Here is a 25431-nt window from a genome sequence, read left to right on the forward strand (position 1 = left end):
CACAGTTTTAAAGTGTATTATTGATGCATCTTATTATTTGGTAAGTCGCTATGACCGGTAAACGCATATCACGTGAAAAAGAGACCATCGCGAAAATGATCGCGTTGTACGCAAAGCAGTGTCCACAGGCTTCTCAGGAAGCGGGGCATTATCAGGCGCTCAACGCGTATGCTGATAAGCGCCTGGATAAGTGCGTTTTTGGTGAAGAAAAGCCCGCCTGTAAACAATGCCCGGTGCACTGCTACCAGCCTGCCAGACGTGAAGAGATGAAGCAGATTATGCGCTGGGCAGGCCCGCGTATGTTATGGCGTCACCCCATTCTGACCGTCCGCCATCTGATGGATGACCGTCGTCCGGTGCCGGAACTGCCGGAGAAGTATCGCCCGAAAAAGTGAACCGATCAGCTTCGTAGCGGGCGGCAAATCACATTCAGGGCCAGCGCGCTGCAGAGTGGAAAGAGCGCCAGCAGCAGCCACGGGTAAATCGCCTGCGTTGAAGGCACCAGCGCGCGATCCAGCAGGCTGCCAAATAATAAGTTTCCAGCCAGTACTGCAATGCCTCCGGCGGTGGAGAGTGCGCCATAGTGCGCGCCCAGCGTGGATTCATCGGCGAACCGCGGAATGAGATCTTTTGCCGAGGGCACCAGCAGCATCTGCCCCAGCGTCAGCAGCGTGACAAACGAGACCGAGGGCAGAAGCCGCAGCCAGCCCTCAGGCGGTTCTGTTGCCGCAAACATTGCCACGCTCACAAAGGCGGCGGAAAGCAGCAAAAAGCCCACCGGAAGAATGTTCACCGCGCCCACGCGTCGGGCGAAACGCGCCAGCGGCAGCTGTAAGGTAATGATCAGAACGGAGGCCAGCATAAAAAGCGGGCCGAGATCTTTCTCGTTACCGCCGGAGCGCTGGATCTCCACCGGCAGCGCCAGATAGAGCTGGTTATAGCTTAATAGCCAGGAGCTGTAGGCAATGATAAAGGCGACAAAGCGCGGCTGGCGGAACGTCGTCCACCAGGGCACTATTTTTATCTTCTGTGAACGTTGCCCGGCAGCAGGCAGACAGAAGTAAAGCACCACTAGCGCAATGATAAAGACGCCTGCCCCCGCCAGCGCCACCTGGCGGAAGCCAAGCCCCGTTAGCAGAGCGCCAGCAACCGGGCCCAGTACCGCGCCGAGCTCCCCGCAGACGGCAAAGAGCGCAAACCACTCCGCCCGGCTTCGTTTCCCTTTCGCCTCGCTGTGGGTACCCGCTTTCGCCAGCAGAGCCTCAATTGAGGGAGAAAATAGCGCGCCGCCGACGCCCGTCAGACACGCGCCCAGAATAATCGGCCACAGCGATCCCCCGAAGGCCAGCAGCAGATAGCCTGAAACACGAACTATACAGCCGCTGAGGATGATGACTTTCGCGCCAAACCGGTCCGAGAGCGCACCGCCAACGATAAACATCCCCTGCTGCGAGAACGTGCGCAGGCCCAGGATCAGCCCGATGAGCCCGCCGGAGAGCAGCATGTCGTCACGCAGAAATATCGCCAGGAAGGGAACGACGGCGTAAAAACCAATGTTAAAAACAAACTGGCTACCCAGTAAAACGGGCGGCCAGAGAGTGGTGGCGGGGCGAAGGGACATTGTCGATCACTCGTCCCTAAACGATAAAGTGAATGTGCTTTTTGCCATGAAACGGCGAGATCTCAATTTTGGTTTTGACCCGGAAGACATCCCAGAGCAACGACTCGGATAAGATGTCCTGCGGCGTTCCGGTCGCCACAATTTGCCCTTTCTGCATCACAATCAGCGAGTCGCAGAACATTGAAGCGTGGTTGAGATCGTGGATGGCGACGATACTGGTAACGGGTAATTGGCTGATCAACTGCATCAGCTGCATCTGATGATGGATATCCAGGTGGTTGGTCGGTTCATCCAGCAGGATTTCGGTTGGCGTTTGCGCCAGCGCGCGGGCAATATGCACCCGCTGACGCTCGCCGCCGGACAGGCTCAGCCAGCCCTGCTCGCTGCGGTCCAGCATATCGACACGCTGCAGAGCCGCGGTGACGGTGTCGTCATCCTGCGCGCTCCAGTTAGAAAAAGGGGAGTGGTGCGGAATACGTCCAAGTTTGACCACGTCGCGCACGCGCATGTTGGCGTCGGTCATCCCGTGCTGCTCAACGAACGCCACACGGCGGGCAAGCTGCTTTTTGGCGATGCGGGAAATGTCCTGCCCGTCCAGGGTCACGCTGCCCGCATCCGGGCGACGCAGGCCTGCCAGGATACGCAAAAGGGACGATTTGCCGCAGCCGTTAGGACCAAGCAAACCCACCGTTTCGCCGCGTGAAACCTTCAGCGAGACACCATTGACGATAACTTTTTTGCCTACCTTCCAGGTAATATTTTCAGCGCAGATACTCATCACTTATTCCTTGAGCGGTAGATAATCACGGCAAAGAAAGGTACGCCCACCAGCGCGGTGACCACGCCGACGGGCAGGCTCTGCGGCGCAATCAGCATCCGCGAGGCGATATCGGCCAGCACCATCAGGATCGCCCCCGCCAGCGCGCTGGCAATCAGCAGCGTGCGGTGCAGCGGCCCGAACAGGAAGCGCATAACGTGCGGCACCACCAGCCCTACAAAGCCGATTGAGCCCGCCATGCTGACGATGGTCGCGGTGATCAGGGCCGTGGTGGTAAACAGGGCAAGACGCACCCAGGGCACGGCAATGCCTAAAGAGGCAGCCGCGTCATCACCAAAGGTAAAGGCGTCCAGCGCCCGGGAATAGTAGAGGCAGACGGCAAGGCCCGCCAGCACGACAACCAGCGCCAGCTGGAATTCCGGCCAACGCACGCCGCTAAAGCTGCCCAGCAGCCAGAACATCACGTCGCGCGCCTGCTGCGCGCTGGCGGAGGTGCTGATGGTGTAGGCGGTAATGGCGTTGAAAAGCTGAGATGCAGCAACGCCTGCCAGAATGGTGCGTTCATTGCCGCCGCGCGCGCCGTTCGTCAGAAAGGCGACAAACGCAAAGGCGGCGAACGCCCCGGCAAACGCGCCCGCAGAGAGCGACACCGCGCCGGTGCCGATGCCCAGGACGACGACCGACACCGCCCCGGTTGAGGCACCCGCCGACACGCCGAGCACGTAGGGTTCCGCCAGCGCGTTCTTCAGCAGGCTTTGCAGCACGGCCCCGCAGATGGCTAAACCGGCTCCGCAGCAGGCCGCCACCAGCGCGCGGCTCAGGCGAAAGTCCCAGATTACGCTCTCATAGATGCGGTTGAGCGGAACGTCGGTCAGCCCCAGCTTATTACCAATAGCGTAAAAGACGTTGGACAGCGGAATCGACAGCTCGCCGACGCTGACGCCAAGAGCAATCACTAAAAACAGCAGGACAACGGCAAGCAGAGCGGAAGTGGTCAGGATCAGGCCCTGGCGGGCCTGAAGTACGGCTGCCGTCATCAGTTCAGCCCCAGTTTTCTGAGCTGTTCACCCACCTGTTCAGCACCGTAAATCGTACGAATCGTCGGGTTCATCGCCTGACCGTCCATCACCACGATATGGCCTTTTTTGACGGCATCAAGCTGGCTCACGGCAGGATCGCTTTTCAGGAATTTGATTTTCTCATCCGCGTTATCCAGCGCCCAGCGGTTGCGGTCCAGACTGGAGACGACAATCACATCAGGGTTCGCGGCAATAATACTTTCCCAGCCGACGGTCGGCCATTCGGTCTCAGCGGTAATGGCGTTATGGCCACCCAGCACGTTAGCAATAAAACCGGAGGCGCTGTTTTTCCCGCCGACATAGGCATCTGCCGAAGGCGAGGCGCTTGAGAACCAGAAAACAAACGAGAGATCTTTTTTGTTTTTACCAAATTCCTGACGCAGGTCGGCCTCACGTTTTTTGAAATCAGCGATAACGGCCTGGCCGCGCGCTTCAACGTTAAAAATCTTCGCGAAATCTTCAATCTCTTTATAAAGGTACGTCATATCCCACAGCGTCTGGCGGCTGCCGTACATATCGCCTGCCGCTTTTTTGGTGGCGCACATGCCTGGAGATAAATAGCTGTTCACGCCGACGGTAGCCAGATCTTCACGTTTTGCGACCTTACTTTCCGGCCCAAGCAGCAGCGGCAGCTGGGCAGGAACAAAATCGGGGTTTTGCGCAAGGATGGATTCAAGAGTCGGAATTTCGACGGTCAGGGTTTTGATTTTTGCATTCTGCTCAGCCAGCTGCGGCAGCACTTTGGTCGGCCAGAAGGCACTGGCCTTGACCTTATCTTCCAGCCCCAGCAGGAGCAAAATTTCCACGGTGTTCTGACCGAGGGCCACGACGCGTTCCGGCGCTTTAGTGAATGTCTCTTTATAGCCACAGTTTTCAATCGTCAGAGGATATGTGGTTGCCAGAGCAGAACTGACCGACGCAATCGCCAGGCCTAACGCGCAGATGACCTTCTTCATGAAACGCTACCCTTCATTAATATTATTTTTGATGCAAATGAAACGCATTATTAAGGCGGAATTTTATACAGAGGAAAATATATTGTGTCAATGAGGGACAATTGCGCAGGGTGACGAAAAGCGGCGCCATAAGCGGCGCCGGAATGACGGGTTAAAGCAGGCTCTCTTTATCGATTCCCAGACGCTTCATGCGAGAGAGCAGGGTAGTGCGTTTCAGCCCCAGTCGCTGAGCTGCGCCCTTCGGTCCGGCTACCACGCCGTTGGTCTCTTTCAGCACGCGCAATATCAGCTGATATTCATCTTCGCCTTCCTGCGCGACTTCTGCCGAAAGCGTGGGGGCTTCCTGAAGGGAGACTTCAGGCAAAGAGAGCTGAAGGACGTTCCCGCGCGTCAGCAGCACCGCGCGCTCAATGACGTTTTCCAGCTCGCGCACGTTGCCGGGCCACTCCATCGACGAGAGGGTACGTAGCGTTTCGGCGGGAATACTGTCGATATTCCTCCCCATCCGGCGGGCAATCTTCGCGGTAAAGGCCTTCACCAGCAGCGGAATATCTTCCGGGCGCTCGCGTAGCGGCGGCAGGCAGATCGGAAAGACGTTCAGGCGATAGTAGAGATCGCTGCGAAACTCGCGGTCGGCGACCATCTTTTTCAGGTCGCGGTTGGTGGCGGCAATCAGCCGCACGTCGGTCTGGATCAGCTTGTTGCTGCCGAGGCGCTCAAACTCCTGCTCCTGCAAAACGCGCAGCAGCTTGGGCTGCAGCTCCAGCGGCATATCGCCCACTTCGTCGAGGAACAGCGAGCTTTTATCCGCCAGTTCGAAACGGCCAAGCCGCTGGCTGCTGGCGCCGGTAAAGGCGCCGCGCTCGTGGCCGAAGAGGTCGCTTTCCAGCAAGCCAGCTGGCATCGCCGCGCAGTTCATCTTCACCATCCGGCGGCTGTTGCGGTTACTCAGGTTATGGATCGCCCGGGCAATCAGCTCTTTCCCGGTGCCGGTTTCACCGAGGATCAGCACCGTGCTGTCGCTCTGGGCCACCATTTCCACCTGCTTGAGGACGCTGTACATGGCATCGCTGCGCCCGATGATTTCGCCAAACTCGCTGTCCACGTTGTTGAGCTGTTCGGTCAGGGCCAGGTTTTCGTCCACCAGCCGCTCTTTCAGGCGGTGGATCTCCTGATAGGCGAGGGCGTTATCCAGCGCGATGGAAATACGCTCGGCGATCTGGCGCAGCAGCTTCAGGTTGGCGGTGGTAAACACGGCTTCATCGCACTGCGCCAGTTTGAGCACCCCAAGCATGGTACTGCCGGACATCAGCGGCAGCAGGCACAGGGTCTGAATTTTGTTGCCCCAGGTGTTAAACAGCATCCGCTCGTACGGCGCCACCGGGTCCTGCTCGCTAAGATTCAGCAGCAGGATCTCTTTGCTTTTAAATACCCGCTCAGAAAGGGTGCCCGCTTCGTCCACCTCGCTCTGCTCGTGCGCCGGATTGGCCTCATCAAGATAGTGGGTGGAGTAGATGTTCAGCGTGCCTTTGCGGTTCCCGCGTAGCGCGATGCTGATGGCGTCGATCCTGAAATAGTGGTGGATCTCCTTGGCGACTTCGCTGACCAGCTCGTCCATGTCGAGTCTTGAGAGTACGGCGTTGGTGATGGCGACCAGAATGCGGAAGTTATCGCGCTCGCGGCTCAGCAGGTCGTAATCCACGTTATTGGTGACGCGGCTTTGGATCTGCTCCGCGACGACGGCCACAATCTGGGCAAAGGTATGCAGCCGCTCGTACTCCGCCTCGCTCCAGGGCTGGTCGGTATTGCGGATAAACTCGCAGCCGCCAAAAATATGGCCCTCCGCCGCCAGCGGCAGCATGCCGTAATGACCGAAAGGCTGATAGAGATTGCTCTCTGCCAGCCGCGGCCATGCCATCCGAAACTCTTCAAAATTGCAGTGCAGCACTTCAGGCCGGGAGAGAATGCGGCGCACCGGGCCGTGCGCGAGGTACGTTTCGTCTTCGTATTCAAACGTTTTGCCATTCTCGCGCGTGGAATAGTAGCTCGCGCGGTGCGTTCCACTATGCCAGAGCACAATCGCCGCGCTGTCCGCCAGCGCTGATTGCCTGACCAGCCGCGTCAGGGCATCGCTCAGCGCGCCGAGATCGGGCTGTTGTAAAAGTGTGCGCGTGATGTCAAACAGGCCCTGCTGTCCAAGATCGCTCATCGGTGTATACGGCATTATTGCTTTCCAATAGAAACTGGCAAAAAAGAGACTTCACTGCTGACCACTTATGGTGCGGTTCTAGCAAATTCGGGGTAACGGCTCAGCGTGCGGCAGATCCAGCGTGCGCTTCACGCCGTAAAGTCCGGTCAGGCGCACCCCTTTGCGCTCAACCACGTCGCCAATGATGGCCGCGTCTTTCCCTAAGGGATGCGCTCTCAGCTGTTCAAGTACGGCTTCCGCCGCCGAACGTTCCACGCCGATCGCCAGCTTGCCCTCGTTGGCAAAGTTTAGCGGGTCAAGCCCTAAAAGCTCACACAGCCCCCGCACGGCAGGCTTAACGGGCAGGTCGCGCTCGCTCAGTTCAATCCCGCACCCGCTGCTTGCGGCAAACTCGTGGACAACGGCATTCACCCCGCCCCGGGTGGCGTCGCGCAGGGCTTTGACGCCCGGCATGTCGCGCAGCGTCTGGATAAGCGGGGTGAGCACCGCGCAGTCGCTGCGAAGCTCGCCGTCCAGCCCCAGGCCTTCGCGCAGGTTCAGGATGGTTGCCCCGTGGCAGCCCAGCGTGCCGGTTACCAGCAGCACGTCGCCCGCGCTAAGGCGTTGCGCGCCCCAGTGAATGTCGGCAGGGATCGCCCCCATGCCGGCGGTGTTGATGAAGAGCTTATCCGCCGCGCCGCGCTGGACCACTTTGGTATCCCCGGTGACGATAGCGATCCCCGCCTCGCGGGCGGTGTGCGCCATGCTGTTGACCACTGCCGCAAGCGTCTCCATCGGTAATCCTTCTTCGAGGATAAATCCGCAGGAGAGGTAGCGCGGAATGGCGCCGCTGACGGCCACGTCGTTGGCCGTACCGCAGACGGCGAGCTTGCCAATATCGCCGCCCGGGAAGAATAGCGGGTCAATCACGTAGCTGTCGGTGGAGAACGCCAGCCGGTCGCCGTGTGCGGTGAGGGTTGAGAGCGCGATGCGCGCCTGATCCTCCTGCTCGGCGAGCCAGGGGTTATTAAAGGCCTCCATGAACAGCCTGTTAATCAGCTGCTGCATCGCCTGTCCACCGCTTCCGTGCGCCATTTCCACCGTGTTCATGCTTCACACTCCTGGTTGCGATACTGATACCACGCGGCGCATGCCCCTTCAGAGGAGACCATCAGCGCGCCAAACGCGGTTTGCGGGTTACAGGTGTTGCCAAATAGCGGGCAGTGATGAGGTTTGCATTTGCCGGTAAGCACCTCGCCGCAGCGGGCCCGGGGATCGTCGCACACCTGCTGCGGCTGAGGGCGGAAGTGCGCTTCGGCATCAAATTCGCGATAGGCAGGCGTCAGGCGCACGCCGGATTCCGCAATCAGCCCCAGCCCGCGCCACTCGCTGTCGCCCTCAACGCTAAACACGTCAGCTATCGCCTGCTGCGCCCGTTCATTTCCCGCATCGGGCACCACGCGGCGGTACTGGTTTTCGACCGCGCTCAGGGACGCTATTTTCTGCTCAACCAGCATGGCTACGCCTTGCAGTAGATCAAGCGGTTCGAAACCAGCCACCACTAACGGACGATTGTGCTGATCAGCGATAAAACCGTAGGCGTCTGTGCCAATCACCATGCTGACGTGGCCCGGCGCCAGAAACGCGTCGATGCCGTTGTCTGGCTCTTCGAGCAGGCAGCGCAGCGTGGGAATGAGCGTAATATGCTGGCAGAAAAAGAAAAAGTTAGTGACGTTGCGCGCTTTCGCCTGCTGCAGCGTGATGGCCGTAGCGGGCATGGTGGTTTCAAAACCCAGCCCGAAAAAGACGACCTTGCGCTCAGGGTTAGCCTCTGCCAGCGTCAGGGCATCCATCGGCGAGTAAACGATCCGCACGTCCGCGCCGCGCGCCTTCGCCTGCAGCAGCGAGCCGTTTTTCCCCGGCACGCGCATCGCGTCGCCAAACGTGCAGAAAATGACGTCGGGCTGGCCGGCAATTTCGATGCAGCTGTCGATACGCCCCATCGGCAAAACGCACACCGGGCAGCCGGGGCCGTGAATAAACTCGATGTTCTCCGGCAGCAGCTGGTCAAGGCCAAACTTGAAGATGGCGTGCGTGTGCCCGCCGCACACCTCCATGATCCGCAGCGGCCTTTCGTTCGTGTAGTCCAGCAGCGCCGCGCGCGTTTTCAGATGTCCGAGAAGCTGCATCACCTGTTCTGGCGCGCGGTATTCATCAACGTAACGCATAGGCTAGCGCTCCTCGCCGTACAGGAGCGCGCCCACGTCCGGCTCCACGTCAAACATGTTTTGCAGCGCGTCCAGCGTGTCGCGGGCTTCCGCTTCGTTAATCACGCTCATCGCAAACCCCACGTGGACCAGCACCCACTGGCCGAGGCGCGACGCGCCCGTCTCATCCGTGCAGCCCACCAGCGTCAGGTCGACGTCGCGCAGGATGCCGCAAACCTCCACTTTAGCCTGATTGCCGTCGAGGGAATGGATTTGTCCCGGTACGCCTATGCACATCGTTCGCTCTCCAGCCAGTCCAGCCAGGCGTCCATGCCGTCGCCGCGCGTGGCGGAAACCAGCAGGATGTGAATGTCCGGGTTCACCTCGCGGGCATAGGCAAGGCACTTATCCACGTCGAAGTTCAGGTACGGCAGCAGGTCAACTTTGTTCAGCAGCATGAGGGAGGCGGCGGCGAACATGTGCGGGTACTTCAGCGGCTTGTCCTCCCCTTCGGTCACGGAGAGCACAGCCACTTTATGCCGTTCGCCGAGGTCGAAGCTTGCCGGGCATACCAGGTTACCGACGTTTTCGATAAACAGGATGCCGTTATCCGCCAGCGGCAGGCGAGGGGCGGCGTCGGCAATCATCTGCGCATCCAGGTGGCAGCCCTTGCCGGTGTTAACCTGAATGGCGGGCGTCCCGGTTTCGCGGATGCGCGCCGCGTCGTTAACGGTTTGCTGATCGCCTTCGATCACCGCGCAGGAGACGCGTTCGTTCAGGCGCGTGAGCGTTTCGGTCAGCAGCGTGGTTTTGCCGGAGCCGGGGCTGGAGACCAGGTTCAGCACCAGCAGTTGACGCGCGGCAAAGCGGGCGCGGTTGCGGGCGGCGATCTGGTTATTTTTGTCCAGCACGTCGATCTCCACCTCCAGCATCTGGCGCTGGCTTATGCCCGGCGCGTGGGTGCCCGCTTCGCCGTGGCCGTAATGCAGATCGCCCGCGTCGGAACGCTGCGGCGCAAAGGTGATGCCGGTCAGGGCCGCCGCAGGACGCGGGGCAGGGGAAAAGGGCGCGGAGCGAAACGCGGAGTGGGGACGGTGTTCATCCCCTTCTATATACAGGTTGCCTTCGGCGCAACCGCAGGTGCTACACATACATTACTCCTTCTCGATTTCGAGGCGTTGGATCTGCATACCGTCATCCGCCACGATGCGAAGACCCGTGCTCTGACACTGCGGGCAGCGCTGAACCTTTGATGAGAGCAGGGTGACGTACTGCTGGCACTGCTCGCACCAGCACTCCGCCTGCTGCTCGTCGATATGCAGCGCGCAGCCTTCCGCCAGCGTGCCGCGGCACACCAGCTCAAAACAAAAGTTCAGGGCGCTGGTCTCGACGCAGGAAAACGCCCCGACCTTCAGCCAGACGCCGGTGACGCGCTTCGCGTGGTTTTGCACTGCCTGCTGTTCGATAAGTTCCAGAGCCCGCTGGCAGAGGGTGATTTCGTGCATGACGCCTCCTCAATGATTTGCGCCAGTAAATGCAATAACGGTGCCAGCTTGATTTGCGTTACGGCGTGACGATGTCAGCGCTGTCGAAATGACACGTCGACACGGCGGCGTTGACAGTGTGTTTTTTGAAAAAAATAATTAAAATCAATAAATTAAAAACTGGCACGGAATCTGCTTAACAGCCGCTATCTCCATTAACCGGATACCTTCTATGACTATTTGGGAAATTAGCGAAAAAGCGGATTACATCGCGCAGCGCCACCAGCAGCTTCAGGATCAATGGCACCTCTACTGTAACTCTCTGGTTCAGGGGATCACCCTGTCAAAAGCCCGACTGCATCATGCAATGAGCTGTGCGGCGCAGGGGGATATGCGCTTTGTCCTGTTCGGTCATTTCACGGTCTTTGTGACCCTGGCAGACAGCTTTAACAGCCACACCATCGAGTACTACGTTGAGAATAAAGAGGGTGAAAAACAACGTATTGCGCAGGCGCAGCTGATGGCCGACGGCATGGTCGACGGCTACGTCAGCAACCGCGATCGCCAGCAGGTGCTTGAGCACTATCTGGAGAAAATCGCGCCGGTTTACAACGGTCTCTACGCCGCGGTTGAGCACGACTTGCCGGTCGACCTCAAACAGCTCGTCGTGGGAAAGGCCCCCGCAAATCTTGCCTGATAACCGAATGTCGAAAAGTGTCGATGAGACAGTTTTTCGTCGTCAAAAATGACCATCACCAGAGGATTGCCCGGTGAACCGTTTTGTAATTGCTGACTCGACGGTCTGTATTGGCTGTCGGACCTGTGAGGCGGCGTGTTCGGAAACGCACCGCCTGCACGGGCTGCAGTCCATGCCGCGCCTGCGCGTCATGCGTAATGAGAAAGAGTCTGCCCCGCAGCTCTGCCACCACTGTGAAGATGCCCCGTGCGCGGGCGTCTGTCCCGTCAATGCCATCACCCGCGTCGATGGCGCGGTCCAGCTGAACGAAAGCCTGTGCGTGAGCTGCAAGCTGTGCGGCATCGCCTGCCCGTTCGGCGCCATTGAATTCTCCGGCAGCCGCCCGCTGCATATCCCGGCGAACGCCAATACCCCGAAAGCGCCGCCTGCGCCACCGGCTCCGGCACGCGTGAGCACGCTGCTGGACTGGGTGCCCGGCATCCGCGCTATTGCGGTGAAGTGCGACCTGTGCAGCTTTGACGAACAGGGCCCGGCCTGCGTGCGGACCTGCCCGACCAAAGCGCTGATCCTGGTTAACATCCGCGATATCGCCCGCACCAGCAGGCGCAAACGCGAGCTGACCATTAATACCTACGTCGGCGATCTTTCGCTTCTGCAGGCGCTAAACGAGGGGGCGAAATGAACGCGATATTTATGATTAACAGCTGCGTGGCGTACTTTGCCGCTGCCGCCGCGCTGGCGCTGGTGTTCTCTTTCCATAAAACCCTGAGCGGCTGGATAGCCGGTATCGGCGGGGCGGTCGGCAGCCTGATGACGCTGGCGGCGGGCGGTGTCGTCCTGCTCGGCGGACAATCCGTGGAAACACTCATGCCGCTGATTCGCCACACCGTGGCGATAACGCCGCTGAACGCCATCTGGCTGGTGACCTTTGGCCTGTGCGGGCTGTTTATCAGCCTGTTCAATATCGACTGGCACCGCCATCAGCAGACCAAAGCCAACGGCCTGCTGGTCAATCTGCTGATGGCCGCTGCGGTCTGCACGGTTACCGCCAGCAACCTCGGCGCGCTGGTGGTGATGGCCGAAATCATGGCGCTGTGTGGCGTGTTCCTGACCGGCTGCAGCGCCTCCGGCAAGCTGTGGTTTGCGCTCGGACGCCTCGGCACGCTGCTGCTGGCGCTGGTCTGCTGGCTGGTGTGGCAGCGTTTCGGCACCCTGGACTTTGCCGCGCTTAACGGCCAGCCGCTGGGGAACGACGTCTGGCTGCTGGGCGCAGTCGGCTTTGGCCTGCTGGCCGGGATTATCCCGCTGCACGGCTGGGTCCCGCAGGCGCACGCCAATGCCTCTGCGCCCGCCGCCGCGCTGTTTTCGACGGTGGTAATGAAGGTCGGTCTGTTCGGCATTTTGACGCTTACCCTGACGGGCGGTCAGCCGCCGCTGTGGTGGGGGGTAGCGCTGCTGATTGCGGGGATGATCACCGCCTTTGTCGGCGGCCTGTACGCCCTGATGGAGCACAACATCCAGCGTCTGCTGGCCTATCACACCCTGGAAAACATCGGCATCATCCTGCTCGGCATGGGCGCGGGCGTCACCGGGCTGGCGCTCAACCAACCGGCGCTGATTGCCGCCGGGTTTATCGGCGGTCTGTATCACCTCGTCAACCATAGCCTGTTTAAAACCACTCTGTTCCTCGGCGCGGGCAGCGTCTGGTTCCGCACCGGCCATCGCGATATCGAAAAGCTCGGTGGGATTGGCAAAAAGATGCCGATGATTTCACTCGCCATGCTGGTGGGGCTGATGGCGATGGCCGCGCTGCCGCCGCTGAACGGCTTTGCCGGGGAGTGGGTGATCTATCAGTCCTTCTTCGCGCTCGGCCAGAGCGACGCGTTTATCGCGCGGCTGCTCGGCCCGCTGCTGGCGGTGGGCCTGGCGATTACCGGGGCGCTGGCGGTGATGTGCATGGCGAAGGTCTACGGCGTCACCTTCCTCGGCGCGCCGCGTACCCGTGAAGCGGAAAACGCCTGCTGCGCCCCGGTACTGATGGCCACCAGCGTGGTCGCGCTGGCGCTGTGCTGCATTGCGGGTGGGGTTGCCGCGCCGTGGCTGCTGCCGCTGCTGGGCCACGCCGTTCCGCTGCCGCTGGCGACGGCGCATACCGTTGTCTCCCAGCCGATGATTGCGCTGCTGCTGATCGCCGGGCCGCTCCTGCCGTTCGTGCTGATGCTGTTCTTCAGACGCGACCGTCTCGCCTCCCGCTCTCGCGGCGCGGCGTGGGCCTGCGGTTATGAACACGAGCCGTCAATGGTTATCACCGCCCACGGTTTTGCCATGCCGGTGAAGGAGAACTTCGCCGCCGTGCTGAAGCTGCGCCAGTGGCTTAACCCGCAGGGCTGGGTGCCGGGCTGGCAGAGTGCTGCCGTGCCCGTGCTGTTCCGCCGGCTGGCGCTGATCGAGCTGGCGGTGCTGGTGGTGATTGTGATTTCACGAGGAGCCTGACATGAGTCTGTTACTGGCAATTCTTCAGGCGCTGGTGCTGTTCGCCGCCGCGCCGCTGCTGTCGGGCATCACGCGCGTGGCGCGCGCCCGAATGCACAACCGTCGCGGGCCCGGCGTGCTCCAGGAGTACCGCGATCTCTTCAAGCTGCTCTCCCGCCAGAGCGTCGCGCCGGATGCCGCGGGCTGGGTGTTCCGCCTGACGCCGTTCGTGATGGTCGGCGTGATGCTCACCATCGCCACCGCGCTGCCGGTGGTCACGGTAGGCTCGCCGCTGCCGGTGCTCGGCGATCTGATTACGCTCATCTACCTCTTCGCCATCGCGCGCTTCTTCTTTGCGATTGCGGGCCTGGACACCGGCAGCCCGTTTACCGGCATCGGCGCCAGCCGCGAGGCGATGCTCGGCGTGCTGGTTGAGCCGATCCTGCTGCTGGGGCTGTGGGTGGCCGCGCAGGTTGCAGGTTCGACCCACATCAGTTTTATCACCGACACCGTTTACCACTGGCCGGTGGCCCGCTCCATCCCGCTCGTGCTGGCACTCTGCGCCTGCGCGTTCGCCACGTTTATTGAGATGGGCAAGCTGCCGTTCGATCTCGCGGAAGCGGAGCAGGAGCTGCAGGAAGGGCCGCTTACCGAGTACAGCGGCTACGGCTTCGCGGTGCTGAAGTGGGGCATCAGCCTTAAGCAACTGGTGGTGTTGCAGATGTTTGTTGGCGTTTTCTTCCCGTGGGGGCAGATGACGCACTTCTCTGCAGGCGGCCTGCTGCTGGCCGTGGTGGTTGCCGCCCTCAAGCTGCTGGTCGGCGTGCTGGTCATCGCCCTGTTTGAAAACAGCATGGCGCGCCTGCGTTTTGCGGCAACCTCGCGCATCACCTGGGCCGGTTTTGGTTTTGCATTTTTAGCGTTCGTCTCCTTGCTGGTGGCGTGATTAAAGAGAGTGTTTATGTCTGAAGAAAAGAAAGGTCAGCAGTATCTCGCCGCGTTGCATCAGGCTTTCCCCGGCGTGGTGCTGGAGGAGTCCTGGCAAACCAAAGATCAGATCACCATTACCGTGAAGGTGAACTACCTGCCGGAAGTGGTGGAGTTTCTCTATTACCAGCAGGGCGGCTGGCTGTCGGTGCTGTTCGGTAACGACGAGCGCCAGCTGTGCGGCAACTACGCGGTGTACTACGTGATGTCGATGGAGCAGGGCGAGAAGTGCTGGCTCACCGTGCGCGTCGAGGTCGACCCGAATAAGCCGGAATACCCGTCCGTGACGCCGCGCGTTCCTGCCGCCGTCTGGGGTGAGCGCGAGGTGCGTGACATGTACGGCCTGGTGCCGGTCGGCCTGCCGGACGAGCGTCGTCTGGTGCTGCCGGACGACTGGCCGGATGAACTCTATCCGCTGCGTAAGGACAGCATGGATTACCGCCAGCGTCCGGCCCCGACCACCGACAGCGAAACCTACGAGTTCATCAACGAGCTGGGCAGCAAGAAGAACAACGTGGTGCCGATCGGCCCGCTGCACGTCACCTCCGACGAACCGGGCCACTTCCGCCTGTTCGTCGACGGCGAAAATATCATCGACGCCGACTACCGCCTGTTCTACGTCCACCGCGGCATGGAGAAGCTGGCGGAAACCCGCATGGGCTACAACGAGGTCACGTTCCTCTCAGACCGCGTGTGCGGCATCTGCGGCTTCGCCCACAGCACCGCCTACACCACCTCGGTGGAGAACGGCATGGGGATCGTGGTGCCGGAGCGCGCGCAGATGATCCGCGCCATTCTGCTGGAGGTGGAGCGCCTGCACTCGCACCTGCTGAACCTCGGCCTGGCCTGCCACTTCGTCGGCTTTGACTCCGGGTTTATGCAGTTCTTCCGCGTGCGCGAAGCGTCGATGAAGATGGCGGAAATTCTCACCGGGGCGCGTAAAACTTACGGCCTGAATCTGATCGGCGGGATCCGCCGCGACCTGCTGAAAGACGACATGATCAAGACCCGCCAGCTGGCGCAGCAGATGCGTCGGGACGTGCAGGAGCTGGTGGACATGCTGCTCAGCACGCCAAACATCGAGCAGCGCACCGTCGGGATTGGTCGCCTCGATCCGGAAATTGCCCGCGACTTCAGCAATGTCGGCCCGATGGTGCGCGCCAGCGGCCACGCCCGCGACACCCGCGCCGATCACCCGTTCGTCGGCTACGGCCTGCTGCCGATGACCGTGCACAGCGAACAGGGCTGCGATGTTATTTCTCGCCTCAAGGTGCGTATCAACGAGGTCTACACCGCCCTGAACATGATTGACTTTGGCCTCGATAACCTGCCGGGCGGTCCGCTGATGGTGGAGGGCTTCACCTACATTCCAAACCGCTTTGCCCTCGGCTTTGCCGAAGCGCCGCGAGGGGATGATATCCACTGGAGCATGACCGGCGACAATCAGAAGCTCTACCGCTGGCGCTGTCGCGCGGCGACCTACGCCAACTGGCCTACCCTGCGCTATATGCTGCGCGGTAACACGGTCTCTGACGCGCCGCTGATCATCGGCAGCCTCGATCCGTGCTACTCCTGCACCGACCGCATGACGGTGGTGGACGTGCGCAAGAAGAAAAGCCAGGTGGTGCCGTACAAAGAGCTTGAGCGCTACAGCATCGAGCGCAAGAACTCGCCGCTGAAATAAGGACACGCCATGTTTACCTTTTTCAAAAAAGTGATCAAAACCGGCGCGCAGACCAGCAGCTATCCGCTGGAGCCGATCCCGGTGGATAAAAACTTTCGCGGCAAGCCGGAGCACAACCCGCAGCAGTGCATCGGCTGCGCGGCCTGCGTCAACGCCTGCCCGTCGAACGCCTTAACGGTGGAAACGGACCTCAAAACCAGCGAGCTGGCCTGGCAGTTTAACCTCGGGCGCTGCATCTTCTGCGGCCGCTGCGAGGAGGTCTGCCCGACGGTCGCCATTCGACTTTCCCAGGAGTACGAACTGGCGGTGTGGAAAAAAGAGGATTTTCTCCAGCAGTCGCGCTTCGCGCTGTGCAATTGCCGCGTCTGCAAGCGTCCGTTCGCCGTGCAAAAAGAGATCGACTACGCCATCGCGCTGCTGCAGCACAACGGCGACGCCCGCGCAGAGCATCACCGCGAAAGCTTCGAAACCTGCCCGGAGTGTAAGCGCCAGAAATGCCTGTTGCCGTCTGACCGCATTGATATTACCCGCCATATGAGAGAGGCCAGCTGATGGAAAACTTACTCGGCCCGCGCGACGATAACGGCATTCCGGTGCCGCTGACGGTGGAGGAGTCCATCGCCAGCATGAAAGCGTCGCTACTGAAAAAAATCAAACGCTCGGCCTACGTCTACCGCGTGGACTGCGGCGGCTGCAACGGCTGTGAGATCGAGATCTTCGCCACCCTGTCGCCGCTATTTGACGCCGAGCGCTTCGGCATCAAAGTGGTACCGTCCCCGCGTCATGCGGACATTCTGCTGTTTACCGGGGCGGTGACCCGCGCCATGCGATCGCCCGCGCTGCGCGCCTGGCAGTCCGCGCCGGATCCGAAAATCTGCATCTCCTACGGCGCCTGCGGCAACAGCGGCGGCATCTTCCACGATCTTTACTGCGTCTGGGGCGGCACCGACAAAATCGTGCCGGTGGATGTCTTTATTCCGGGCTGCCCGCCGACGCCTGCCGCCACGCTGTACGGCTTTGCGATGGCGCTCGGCCTGCTGGAGCAGAAGATCCACGCCCGCGCACCTGGCGAGATCGACAACCAGCCCGCGGCCATTCTGCATCCGGACATGGTCCAGCCGCTGCGCGTGAAGGTGGACCGCACGGCGCGCAGGCTGGCGGGCTATCGCTACGGTCGCCAGATTGCCGACGATTACCTGCGCCTGCTGAGTCAGGGCGACCATCAGGTGGCGCGCTGGCTGGAGGCGGAAAACGATCCGCGTCTCAATGAGATCGTGGCGAACCTGAACAGCATTGTGGATGAGGCGCGTATCCGATGAGTGAAACGGTGGTGTTCAGCCAGCTGAGCCGTAAGTTTATTGATGAGAACGATGCCACGCCGGATGCGGCGCAGCAGGTGGTCTATTACAGCCTGGCGATTGGGCACCACCTCGGGGTGATCGACTGTCTGGAGGCGGCGCTAACCTGCCCGTGGACGGAATACCTGGCGTGGATCGCCACGCTGGAGGAGGGCAGCACCGCGCGGCGCAAGATGGAGGGCGTGCCGAAGTACGGCGAGATCGTTATCGACGCCAACCATATCACGATGCTCGCCAACGCCTTTGACGCGGCGCTCGGCAGGCAAACCCCGGCGCAGCAGGCGTGGAGCAAAACGCTGCTCGGCATGCTGCACGATATTCATCAGGAGAGCGCCATCTACCTGATGGTGAGGAGATTACGTGACTGACGTTTTACTGTGTGTCGGCAACAGCATGATGGGCGACGACGGCGCGGGCCCGCTTCTGGCGGAGATGTGCGCCGCGAACCCGCAGGGCGATTGGGTGGTAATCGACGGCGGTACCGCGCCGGAAAACGATGTGGTCGCCATTCGCGAGCTGCACCCGGAAAGGCTGCTAATCGTCGATGCCACCGATATGGGGCTCAACCCGGGCGAGATCCGCCTGATTGATCCGGACGACATCGCCGAGATGTTTATGATGACCACCCACAATATGCCGCTGAACTACCTGGTCGATCAGATTAAAGACGACGTGGGCGAGGTGCTGTTTTTGGGTATTCAGCCGGACATTGTCGGCTTTTATTACCCGATGATGCCGCCGGTGAAGGCGGCGGTGGAAGAGGTGTATTCGCGGCTGGCGGGGTGGGTTGGGGATGGAGGGTTTTCTCCGCTCTGAGCAGTGCCGGGTGGCGGCTACGCCTTACCGGGCCTACAAAACCGTAGGCCCGGTAAGCGCAGCGCCACCGGGCAACTGGCTACTCCAGATCCGCCCCGTTACTCGCAATCACCTTCTTATACCACCAGAACGACTTCTTGCGCTTGCGGTCCAGCGTGCCGTTCCCGGCGTCGTCGCGGTCAACGTACACAAACCCGTAGCGCTTGCTCATCTCGCCCGTTGAGGCCGACACCAGGTCGATGCAGCCCCAGGTGGTGTAGCCCATCAGCGGCACGCCGTCCTCAATCGCATCGCCCATCGCGCGGATATGCTCGCGCAGATAGCTGATGCGATAGTCGTCGTTGATCTCGCCGTTTTCATCAACGACGTCCTTCGCTCCCAGGCCGTTTTCCACCAGGAACAGCGGCTTCTGGTAGCGGTCGTACATCATGTTCATGGTGATGCGCAGGCCGAGCGGATCGATGCCCCAGCCCCACTCGCTTACCTGAATATGCGGGTTACGCAGGGACTTCACGATGTTTGCCGCGCTGGTGTTGCCCGCGTTCATGTCCGCCGACGCGCAGCGCGAGGCGTAATAGCTGAACGAGACAAAGTCGACGGTGTTTTTCAGCAGTTCGTCGTCGCCGGGATCTTTCACAATCACCACGCCTTTTTCGCGGAACACGCGGGCAGAGTAGGCCGGATAGCTGCCGCGCGCCTGCACGTCGATAAAGAACAGGTTCTCGCGGTCTTTCTCCAGCGCCATCCACACGTCTTCCGGCTTGCAGGAGTACGGGTAGAAATTTCCGCCTGCCAGCATGCAGCCGACCTGGTTTTCCGGGTTCACCTCGTGGGCAATTTTGGTCGCCAGAGCGCTCGCCACCAGTTCGTGGTGTGCGGCCTGGTATTTCACCTGATCCTCGTTTTCACCTTCCTCAAACACCAGCCCCGCGCCGGAGAACGGGCTGTGCAGCATGATGTTGATTTCGTTGAAGGTCAGCCAGTATTTCACCAGCCCGTTAAATTCCTCGAAGCAGGTGCGGGCGTAGCGGGCGAAGAAATCGACCATCTTACGGTTGCGCCAGGAGCCGTACTCCGTCACCAGGTGCATCGGCACGTCGAAGTGACAGAGCGTCACCAGCGGTTCGATGTTGTACTTTTTGCACTCTTCAAATACCGCCCGGTAGAAGGCGATGCCCTCTTTATTCGGCAGAGGCTCGTCGCCGTTCGGGTAGAGGCGGCTCCAGGCAATCGAGGTGCGGAACACCGTAAAGCCCATCTCCGCCATCAGAGCGATGTCCTCTTTATAGCGATGGTAAAAATCAATCGCCTCGTGGCTCGGGTAGAACTCGTCCTCACGCAGCGAAAAACGCTTTTCCTGACCGACCTTCACCGCCAGGCGATGCGCGCCGTGGGGGATCATATCGACCGTCGTCAGTCCTTTGCCGCCTTCACGGTAAGCACCTTCACTCTGGTTGGCGGCAAGCGCGCCGCCCCATAAAAATCCTTGTGGAAAAACAGACATTCTTACCTCGCTTTCAATTTATGCTTTTGCTGCGTTGTTCTGTACCGGTGCGGTCTGCAGGGCGCGCGCTTTTTCAGCCTCGTCTTCGACCGGGATATCCTCAAACCCTAACAGCAGGGTCAGAACAAATGACAGCACCACGGCCAGCCCCATTACGCCAAACACCCAGACGATGGTCATCGGGTTGGCCGGGTCGAAGAACTGCACGCTGGTAAACAGCCCCGGCGCCGCCATCGAGTGGCTGGCAAGGCCTGCCATACCCGCCACCGCGCCGCAGATAAAGCCGCTGATCAGGCTCGCAATCAGCGGACGCTTCAGGCGTACCGCTACGCCGTACAGGGCCGGTTCAGAGATCCCCGCCATGATGGCGGAGGCCGCCGCGGCCAGCGCCGTCTGGCGCAGTTCCGGGTTTTTCGTTTTCCATGCCACCGCCAGCGACGAGCCGCCGAGCGACAGGTTGGCGCCGATTTCTGACGGCATCACCATTCCTTCTTTGCCCGTTTCGGCAATGGTCTGAATGATGGTCGGCGTAAACACGCGGTGCATCCCGGTCATCACCAGCAGCGGCCACAGTGCGCCCATGATGGCGACGGAGAGCCAGCCCAGGTAGCCGTGAATGGTGTAAACCAGCGCGGAGATGGCGCTACCGATCCAGATCCCCAGCGGGCCAATCAGCACGATGGCGAGCGGGGCGGCAATCAGCACGATCAGCATCGGCTTGAGGAAGTTTTTGGTCACCGCCGGGGTGATGCGATCCACCCAGCGTTCGATATACGACAGGCACCAGGTCATGACCAGCGCCGGGATAACGGTATAGGTGTATTTCACCGCCGTCACCGGAATAAAGGCGAACTCAACGTGCTCGCCCTGCGCGGCTTTCGCCATTAGCTCGATAAAGCTCGGGTGCACCAGCACGCCCGCGATGGCAATCGCCAGCGACATGTTGGTTTTAAACTTCACCGCCGCCGAGGCCGCTACCATCAGCGGCAGGAAGAAGAACGCCCCGTCGCCAATGACCGTCAAAATGGTGAGCGTCGGCGCGCCTTTTTCCAGCACGCCAGTCATTTCGAGGATCATCGCCAGCAGCTTGACCATCGAACCGCCGATGATTGCCGGGATCAGCGGCGACATGGTGCCGATCAGCGCGTCGAGGATCCCGGCACCAATGCGGCGTAACGTCAGCTTCTGCGGGCCTTCCGGTACCACGGGCTGCAGGTCAACGGGCAGCAGGCTCACTACTTCGCGGTACGCCTGTGAAACCGTGTTGCCAATAATCACCTGGCACTGGTTGTCGTTACGCACCACGCCAAGCACGCCGCTGATGCTTTTCAGGCGCGCAACGTCGGTAAGATTTTCGTCTTTCAGAACGAAACGCAGGCGCGTCATGCAGTGGGTGACGGCGACGATGTTCTCTTTGCCGCCCAGCGCGCTGATAACGTCGTTTGCCAGCGCAGCGTAGTTTTTGGCCATCGGATCTGTTCCTGTTATCGTTGTGTGAAATGTAGGAAACCGGTTCCACATAATCATCATGAGTTTCTTTTGTTGAAACAAGACCGCTTTTTGGACATTTTTTCTTTTCGTGATGAAGATCGCAGTGGGGTGTAGAAAGCGTGACGTCGTCGCTGCGACAATTTTTTCGCGGTGCAGTACACTGCCCGCATGAGTTTCGGATGGAAGAACAATATGACCACGATGCTGGAAGTGGCGAAGCGGGCAGGCGTGTCGAAAGCGACGGTTTCCCGGGTGTTGTCGGGCAACGGCTACGTTAGCCAGGAGACCAAAGACCGGGTTTTTCAGGCCATTGAAGAGAGCGGCTATCGCCCGAACTTGCTGGCGCGAAACCTGGCGACCAAACGCACCCAGACGCTTGGGCTGGTAGTGACCAACACCCTGTATCACGGCGTCTACTTTAGCGAGCTGCTGTTTAACGCCGCGCGGATGACGGAAGAAAAAGGGCGGCAGCTGATCCTCGCCGACGGCAAGCACAGCGCCGAAGAAGAGCGCGAGGCGATCCAGTATCTACTGGATATGCGCTGCGATGCGGTAATTATCTACCCGCGTTTTCTGAGCGTGGAAGAGCTGGACGAGCTCGTCGAGAAATGCGAGCAGCCGATTATGGTGCTTAACCGCCGCCTGCGGAAAAACAGCAGCCACAGCGTCTGGTCCGATCATAAAGCCTCGTGTCAGGACGCGGTGTCGCAGCTGATTGCGAAAGGGCACCGGGAGATTGCCTTTATCACCGGTTCGCTGGATTCCCCCACCGGGGTTGAGCGTCTTTCCGGTTACAGGGATGCGCTGGCGCAGCACGGTATTGCAGCGCGTGACGCGCTTATCGCCGAAGGGAAGTGGAGCCCGGCCAGCGGCGCGGCGGCGGTCACTCAACTCCTCTCCCGCGGCGAACCGTTTACCGCGCTGGTGGCGAGCAACGACGATATGGCGATCGGCGCCATCAAGCAGCTGCACGACAGCGGCGTCGCCACCCCGGACGCGGTGTCCGTTATCGGCTTTGACGACGTGGCGATTGCGCCCTACATCGTGCCGTCGCTCTCCAGCGTGCGTATTCCGGTGACGGCGATGATCCAGGAGATCGTCAGTCGCCTGATTTTTATGCTCGACGGCGGAGAGTTCAAATATCAGCAAACCTTTTCTGGCGAGCTTGTCCTGCGCGACTCCGTTACCGATGGTCCGCACCGCTGACGTCGACATCTGTCATCGTCACTAATGACGATGACAGAAACGCTGCGTTTTTATTATTGTTAAAAATCAGTGGGTTAAATATTGGCACGGTTTGTGAATAGCTTCGCGCATAACAGTTATGCCGGAGAAGCAGATGAACCGTTTTATTATGGCCGATGCCAGCAAGTGCATTGGTTGCCGTACCTGTGAAGTGGCGTGCGTGGTTTCCCACCAGGCGGAGCAGGATTGCGCCTCTCTCACTCCCGATACTTTCCTGCCGCGCATTCACGTCATTAAAGGTGTGAATATTTCCACCGCCGCCATCTGTCGCCAGTGCGAAGATGCGCCGTGCGCGAACGTCTGCCCGAACGGGGCGATTAAGCGCGAGAAGGGCTTTGTGCACGTGATGCAGGAGCGCTGCATCGGCTGCAAAACCTGCGTGGTGGCCTGTCCGTATGGCGCGATGGAGGTGGTTGTCCGCCCGGTGGTGCGCAACAGCGGCATGGGGCTGAGCGTGCGGGCAGAGAAAGCCGAAGCCAATAAATGCGATCTTTGCTATCACCGCGAAGCCGGCCCGGCCTGTATGGAGGCCTGCCCGACGCACGCGCTGGTCTGCGTGGATCGTGACAAGCTTGAGCAGATGAGCGCAGAAAAACGCCGTCGCGCGGCGTTCGACACCTCGTCATCGCTGCTGTTTTAAGCTGCGATGAGCGTTAACGGCGTACTGCTTCGGGTGCGCGGCAAAGTGCAGGGCGTGGGGTTTCGGCCCTTCGTCTGGCAGCTGGCGCACCGGCTGAAGCTTGTGGGCGATGTCTGCAACGACGGAGAGGGTGTCCTGGTGCGTCTCGCGGGTAATGGGGGGGACTTTACCGCGAGGCTGCATCAGGACTGCCCACCGCTGGCGCGCATCGATCGCGTTGAAACGCAGCCGTTCACCTGGGCGGACATGCCTGAGGACTTTACCATCCGCCACAGCGAGCGCGGGGCGATGGATACGCAAATCGTGCCGGATGCCGCCACCTGCCCGGCGTGTCTGGCTGAAATGCGCGATCCCCGCGAGCGCCGCTATCGTTACCCGTTTATCAACTGCACCCACTGCGGGCCGCGGTTTACCATTATCCGCGCCATGCCGTACGACCGTCCGGCCACGTCGATGGCCGCATTCCCGCTCTGCGCGCCGTGCGAAACCGAGTACCGCAACCCGGCCGACCGCCGCTTTCACGCCCAGCCGGTGGCCTGCCCGGACTGCGGGCCGCAGCTGGAATGGCAAGCCGGAGACACTATTGCCACTCGCGAATCGGCCTTAAACGCGGCGGTGAAGAGGCTGAAAAACGGCGGGATCGTGGCGGTTAAAGGGCTGGGGGGATTTCATCTGGTCTGCGACGCGCTTAACCCGCAGGCAGTGGCGACGCTGCGGGCACGCAAGCAGCGCCCGACGAAGCCGCTGGCGGTGATGCTACCGGATGCGGACGATCTGCCGGAGACGATACAGACGCTGTTACGCTCGCCAGCGGCACCGATCGTGCTGACGCCGAAAGCTTCGCTTCCCGCGTTTCCCGAGGAAATTGCCCCAGGGCTCGACTGCGTTGGCGTGATGCTGCCCGCGAACCCGCTCCAGCATCTTTTGCTGATGGACTGCCGGCGCCCGCTGGTGATGACCTCCGGCAACCTCAGTGGCAGGCCGCCTGCCGTCACCAACGCGCAGGCGCTGGAGGAGCTCGGCGGCATCGCGGACGGCTTCCTGCTGCACAACCGCGACATCCTGCAGCGCATGGATGATTCGGTGATGGATCGGGATGGCGCTATCCTGCGTCGTGCCCGGGGTTTTGTGCCCGATGCCGTCACGTTGCCCGCGGGTTTTGAGAATATCCCCGCCATGCTGTGCACCGGTGCAGAGATGAAAAACACCTTCTGCCTGGTGCGCGGCAACCAGGCGGTGCTGAGCCAGCACTTTGGCGATCTGAGCGACGAGGGCGTAGAGGCGCAGTGGCGCAGCGCGCTCTCGACGATGCAGGGCATCTACGCTTTCCAGCCTGATAAGCTGGTGTGCGATGCCCATCCGGGGTATCGCGCGCGCCGGTGGGCGCAGGAGCAGGCGCTGCCCGTCGAAACCGTGCTGCATCATCACGCTCACGCGGCGGCGTGCCTGGCGGAGAACGGCTGGCCGCTCGACGACGGAGACGCTATCGCTCTGACGCTGGACGGGATCGGCATGGGCGAGAACGGCGCGCTGTGGGGAGGAGAGTGCCTGCGGGTGAACTATCTCGACTGCGAACGGCTCGGCGGCCTGCCTGCCGTGGCGCTGCCGGGCGGCGATCTGGCGGCAAAGCAGCCGTGGCGTAATCTGCTCGCCCACTGCCTGGCGTTTGTCCCGGACTGGCAACGCTACCCGGAAACGCGAGCGGTTCAGCGCCACAGCTGGCCGCTGCTGGCAACGGCGATCCAGCGTGGCATCAACGCGCCGCAGGCGTCGTCCTGCGGTCGTTTGTTTGACGCGGTCGCCTGCGCGCTGAGCATTGACGCGCAGCGCTACGAAGGCGAGGCAGCGTGCAGGCTGGAGGCGCTGGCATCGCAGTGCGCGGGCGTTGACCATCCGGTGATTCTGAAAGCGAATAACCTTGCGCTGTTCTGGCAGCAGTGGCTGAACTGGCAGGCGGAGCCCTGCGAGCGCGCGTGGGCGTTTCACGACGCGCTGGCAAAAGGGCTGGCTCAGCTCGCCGCGCGCCATGCCCGACGCTTATCGATTTCGACAATCTGCTTCAGCGGCGGCGTGTTGCACAACCGCCTGCTGCGCGCGCGCCTGCGTCATTATCTTCCTGACTTTACGCTTCTTTTTCCTTCGCGCCTGCCCGCAGGTGACGGAGCGATCTCCTTCGGGCAGGCGGTGGTTGCCGCTGCCCGGTCATGTTCAAAAAGGATTTAAA

The 25431-nt window shown here is 60.9% G+C and carries 25 protein-coding genes; 13 read left to right on the top strand and 12 right to left on the bottom strand.

Annotation, left to right across the window (positions count from 1 at the left end):
- Positions 1-50 precede the first annotated feature (50 nt).
- Entirely contained in the window at positions 51-395 is a 345-nt protein-coding gene (locus tag IM313_RS12680; protein ID WP_047364429.1) for a nitrous oxide-stimulated promoter family protein, read from the top strand.
- 5 nt (positions 396-400) lie between these two features.
- Here IM313_RS12680 and IM313_RS12685 read toward each other — a convergent pair whose 3' ends face one another.
- From IM313_RS12685 to hypA, 10 genes are all read right to left on the bottom strand, one after another.
- Positions 401-1621 (bottom strand): MFS transporter, encoded by a 1221-nt coding sequence (locus tag IM313_RS12685; RefSeq protein ID WP_192971679.1) that lies wholly within the window; start codon positions 1619-1621, stop codon positions 401-403.
- Positions 1622-1637: 16 nt separating this feature from the next.
- Positions 1638-2399, bottom strand: a complete 762-nt coding sequence (locus IM313_RS12690; RefSeq protein ID WP_048960092.1) for an ABC transporter ATP-binding protein — start codon at positions 2397-2399, stop codon at positions 1638-1640.
- Positions 2399-3436: an iron ABC transporter permease gene (locus IM313_RS12695; protein WP_028014224.1), complete on the bottom strand. Its 1038-nt coding sequence runs from the start codon at positions 3434-3436 to the stop codon at positions 2399-2401. Before IM313_RS12695 ends, IM313_RS12690 begins: the two co-directional genes overlap by 1 nt.
- Positions 3436-4434: an ABC transporter substrate-binding protein gene (locus IM313_RS12700; protein ID WP_028014223.1), complete on the bottom strand. Its 999-nt coding sequence runs from the start codon at positions 4432-4434 to the stop codon at positions 3436-3438. Before IM313_RS12700 ends, IM313_RS12695 begins: the two co-directional genes overlap by 1 nt.
- A gap of 151 nt (positions 4435-4585) precedes the next feature.
- Positions 4586-6658: a formate hydrogenlyase transcriptional activator FlhA gene (gene flhA / locus IM313_RS12705; protein ID WP_192971680.1), complete on the bottom strand. Its 2073-nt coding sequence runs from the start codon at positions 6656-6658 to the stop codon at positions 4586-4588.
- A gap of 63 nt (positions 6659-6721) precedes the next feature.
- The gene (gene hypE, locus IM313_RS12710) at positions 6722-7732 is read right to left on the bottom strand and encodes a hydrogenase expression/formation protein HypE (RefSeq protein ID WP_192971681.1); all 1011 of its coding nucleotides are present in this window, start codon (positions 7730-7732) and stop codon (positions 6722-6724) included.
- Complete coding sequence (gene hypD, locus IM313_RS12715) at positions 7729-8850, bottom strand: hydrogenase formation protein HypD (protein WP_192971682.1); 1122 nt, start codon at positions 8848-8850, stop codon at positions 7729-7731. Before hypD ends, hypE begins: the two co-directional genes overlap by 4 nt.
- Before the next feature lie 3 nt (positions 8851-8853).
- The gene (locus IM313_RS12720) at positions 8854-9126 is read right to left on the bottom strand and encodes a HypC/HybG/HupF family hydrogenase formation chaperone (protein WP_100170788.1); all 273 of its coding nucleotides are present in this window, start codon (positions 9124-9126) and stop codon (positions 8854-8856) included.
- Positions 9117-9980 carry a hydrogenase nickel incorporation protein HypB gene (hypB, locus tag IM313_RS12725; RefSeq protein WP_045261247.1) on the bottom strand — a complete coding sequence of 288 codons (864 nt, stop codon included), beginning with the start codon at positions 9978-9980 and terminating at the stop codon, positions 9117-9119. Before hypB ends, IM313_RS12720 begins: the two co-directional genes overlap by 10 nt.
- 3 nt (positions 9981-9983) lie before the next feature.
- Positions 9984-10334, bottom strand: a complete 351-nt coding sequence (gene hypA / locus IM313_RS12730) for a hydrogenase maturation nickel metallochaperone HypA (protein WP_028014217.1) — start codon at positions 10332-10334, stop codon at positions 9984-9986.
- A 211-nt stretch (positions 10335-10545) separates the two neighbouring features.
- On the opposite strand from hypA, the gene hycA reads away from it, so the two are divergent.
- From hycA to hycI, 9 genes are all read left to right on the top strand, one after another.
- Positions 10546-11010, top strand: a complete 465-nt coding sequence (gene hycA, locus IM313_RS12735) for a formate hydrogenlyase regulator HycA (RefSeq protein WP_041908468.1) — start codon at positions 10546-10548, stop codon at positions 11008-11010.
- Between the two features lie 73 nt (positions 11011-11083).
- Complete coding sequence (locus IM313_RS12740) at positions 11084-11692, top strand: 4Fe-4S dicluster domain-containing protein (RefSeq protein ID WP_192971683.1); 609 nt, start codon at positions 11084-11086, stop codon at positions 11690-11692.
- Positions 11689-13503: a formate hydrogenlyase subunit 3 gene (gene hycC, locus IM313_RS12745; RefSeq protein ID WP_192971684.1), complete on the top strand. Its 1815-nt coding sequence runs from the start codon at positions 11689-11691 to the stop codon at positions 13501-13503. Before IM313_RS12740 ends, hycC begins: the two co-directional genes overlap by 4 nt.
- Before the next feature lies 1 nt (position 13504).
- Complete coding sequence (locus IM313_RS12750) at positions 13505-14428, top strand: respiratory chain complex I subunit 1 family protein (protein WP_041908474.1); 924 nt, start codon at positions 13505-13507, stop codon at positions 14426-14428.
- A 15-nt stretch (positions 14429-14443) separates the two neighbouring features.
- On the top strand, positions 14444-16153 hold the full coding sequence (hycE, locus tag IM313_RS12755; RefSeq protein ID WP_041908476.1) for a formate hydrogenlyase subunit HycE: 1710 nt from the start codon (positions 14444-14446) through the stop codon (positions 16151-16153).
- Positions 16154-16162: 9 nt separating this feature from the next.
- Positions 16163-16705, top strand: coding sequence for a formate hydrogenlyase complex iron-sulfur subunit (locus IM313_RS12760; protein ID WP_192971685.1), 543 nt, complete (start codon positions 16163-16165; stop codon positions 16703-16705).
- Positions 16705-17472: an NADH-quinone oxidoreductase subunit B family protein gene (locus IM313_RS12765; protein WP_192971686.1), complete on the top strand. Its 768-nt coding sequence runs from the start codon at positions 16705-16707 to the stop codon at positions 17470-17472. Before IM313_RS12760 ends, IM313_RS12765 begins: the two co-directional genes overlap by 1 nt.
- Positions 17469-17879 carry a formate hydrogenlyase maturation HycH family protein gene (locus tag IM313_RS12770; RefSeq protein ID WP_028014209.1) on the top strand — a complete coding sequence of 137 codons (411 nt, stop codon included), beginning with the start codon at positions 17469-17471 and terminating at the stop codon, positions 17877-17879. The genes IM313_RS12765 and IM313_RS12770 overlap by 4 nt, the downstream gene beginning before the upstream one ends.
- Positions 17872-18327: a hydrogenase maturation peptidase HycI gene (hycI, locus tag IM313_RS12775; RefSeq protein ID WP_192971687.1), complete on the top strand. Its 456-nt coding sequence runs from the start codon at positions 17872-17874 to the stop codon at positions 18325-18327. Before IM313_RS12770 ends, hycI begins: the two co-directional genes overlap by 8 nt.
- 79 nt (positions 18328-18406) lie before the next feature.
- On the opposite strand, the gene IM313_RS12780 is transcribed toward hycI, so the two are convergent.
- The gene (locus tag IM313_RS12780; protein WP_192971688.1) at positions 18407-19831 is read right to left on the bottom strand and encodes a 6-phospho-beta-glucosidase; all 1425 of its coding nucleotides are present in this window, start codon (positions 19829-19831) and stop codon (positions 18407-18409) included.
- Positions 19832-19849: 18 nt separating this feature from the next.
- Positions 19850-21301, bottom strand: a complete 1452-nt coding sequence (gene ascF, locus IM313_RS12785; protein ID WP_045261256.1) for a PTS cellobiose/arbutin/salicin transporter subunit IIBC — start codon at positions 21299-21301, stop codon at positions 19850-19852.
- 213 nt (positions 21302-21514) lie between these two features.
- Here ascF and IM313_RS12790 point away from each other — a divergent pair, with 213 nt between their 5' ends.
- The 3 genes from IM313_RS12790 (at position 21515) to hypF (ending at position 25430) form a co-directional block, all read left to right on the top strand.
- On the top strand, positions 21515-22528 hold the full coding sequence (locus IM313_RS12790) for a LacI family DNA-binding transcriptional regulator (protein ID WP_192971689.1): 1014 nt from the start codon (positions 21515-21517) through the stop codon (positions 22526-22528).
- A 133-nt stretch (positions 22529-22661) separates the two neighbouring features.
- Positions 22662-23207: an electron transport protein HydN gene (gene hydN, locus IM313_RS12795; RefSeq protein ID WP_008499565.1), complete on the top strand. Its 546-nt coding sequence runs from the start codon at positions 22662-22664 to the stop codon at positions 23205-23207.
- 6 nt (positions 23208-23213) lie between these two features.
- Positions 23214-25430 carry a carbamoyltransferase HypF gene (gene hypF / locus IM313_RS12800; RefSeq protein WP_192971690.1) on the top strand — a complete coding sequence of 739 codons (2217 nt, stop codon included), beginning with the start codon at positions 23214-23216 and terminating at the stop codon, positions 25428-25430.
- Position 25431: the final 1 nt, after the last annotated feature.

This window comes from Enterobacter cloacae complex sp. P2B (assembly GCF_014895985.1).
Taxonomy (GTDB): domain Bacteria; phylum Pseudomonadota; class Gammaproteobacteria; order Enterobacterales; family Enterobacteriaceae; genus Enterobacter; species Enterobacter bugandensis.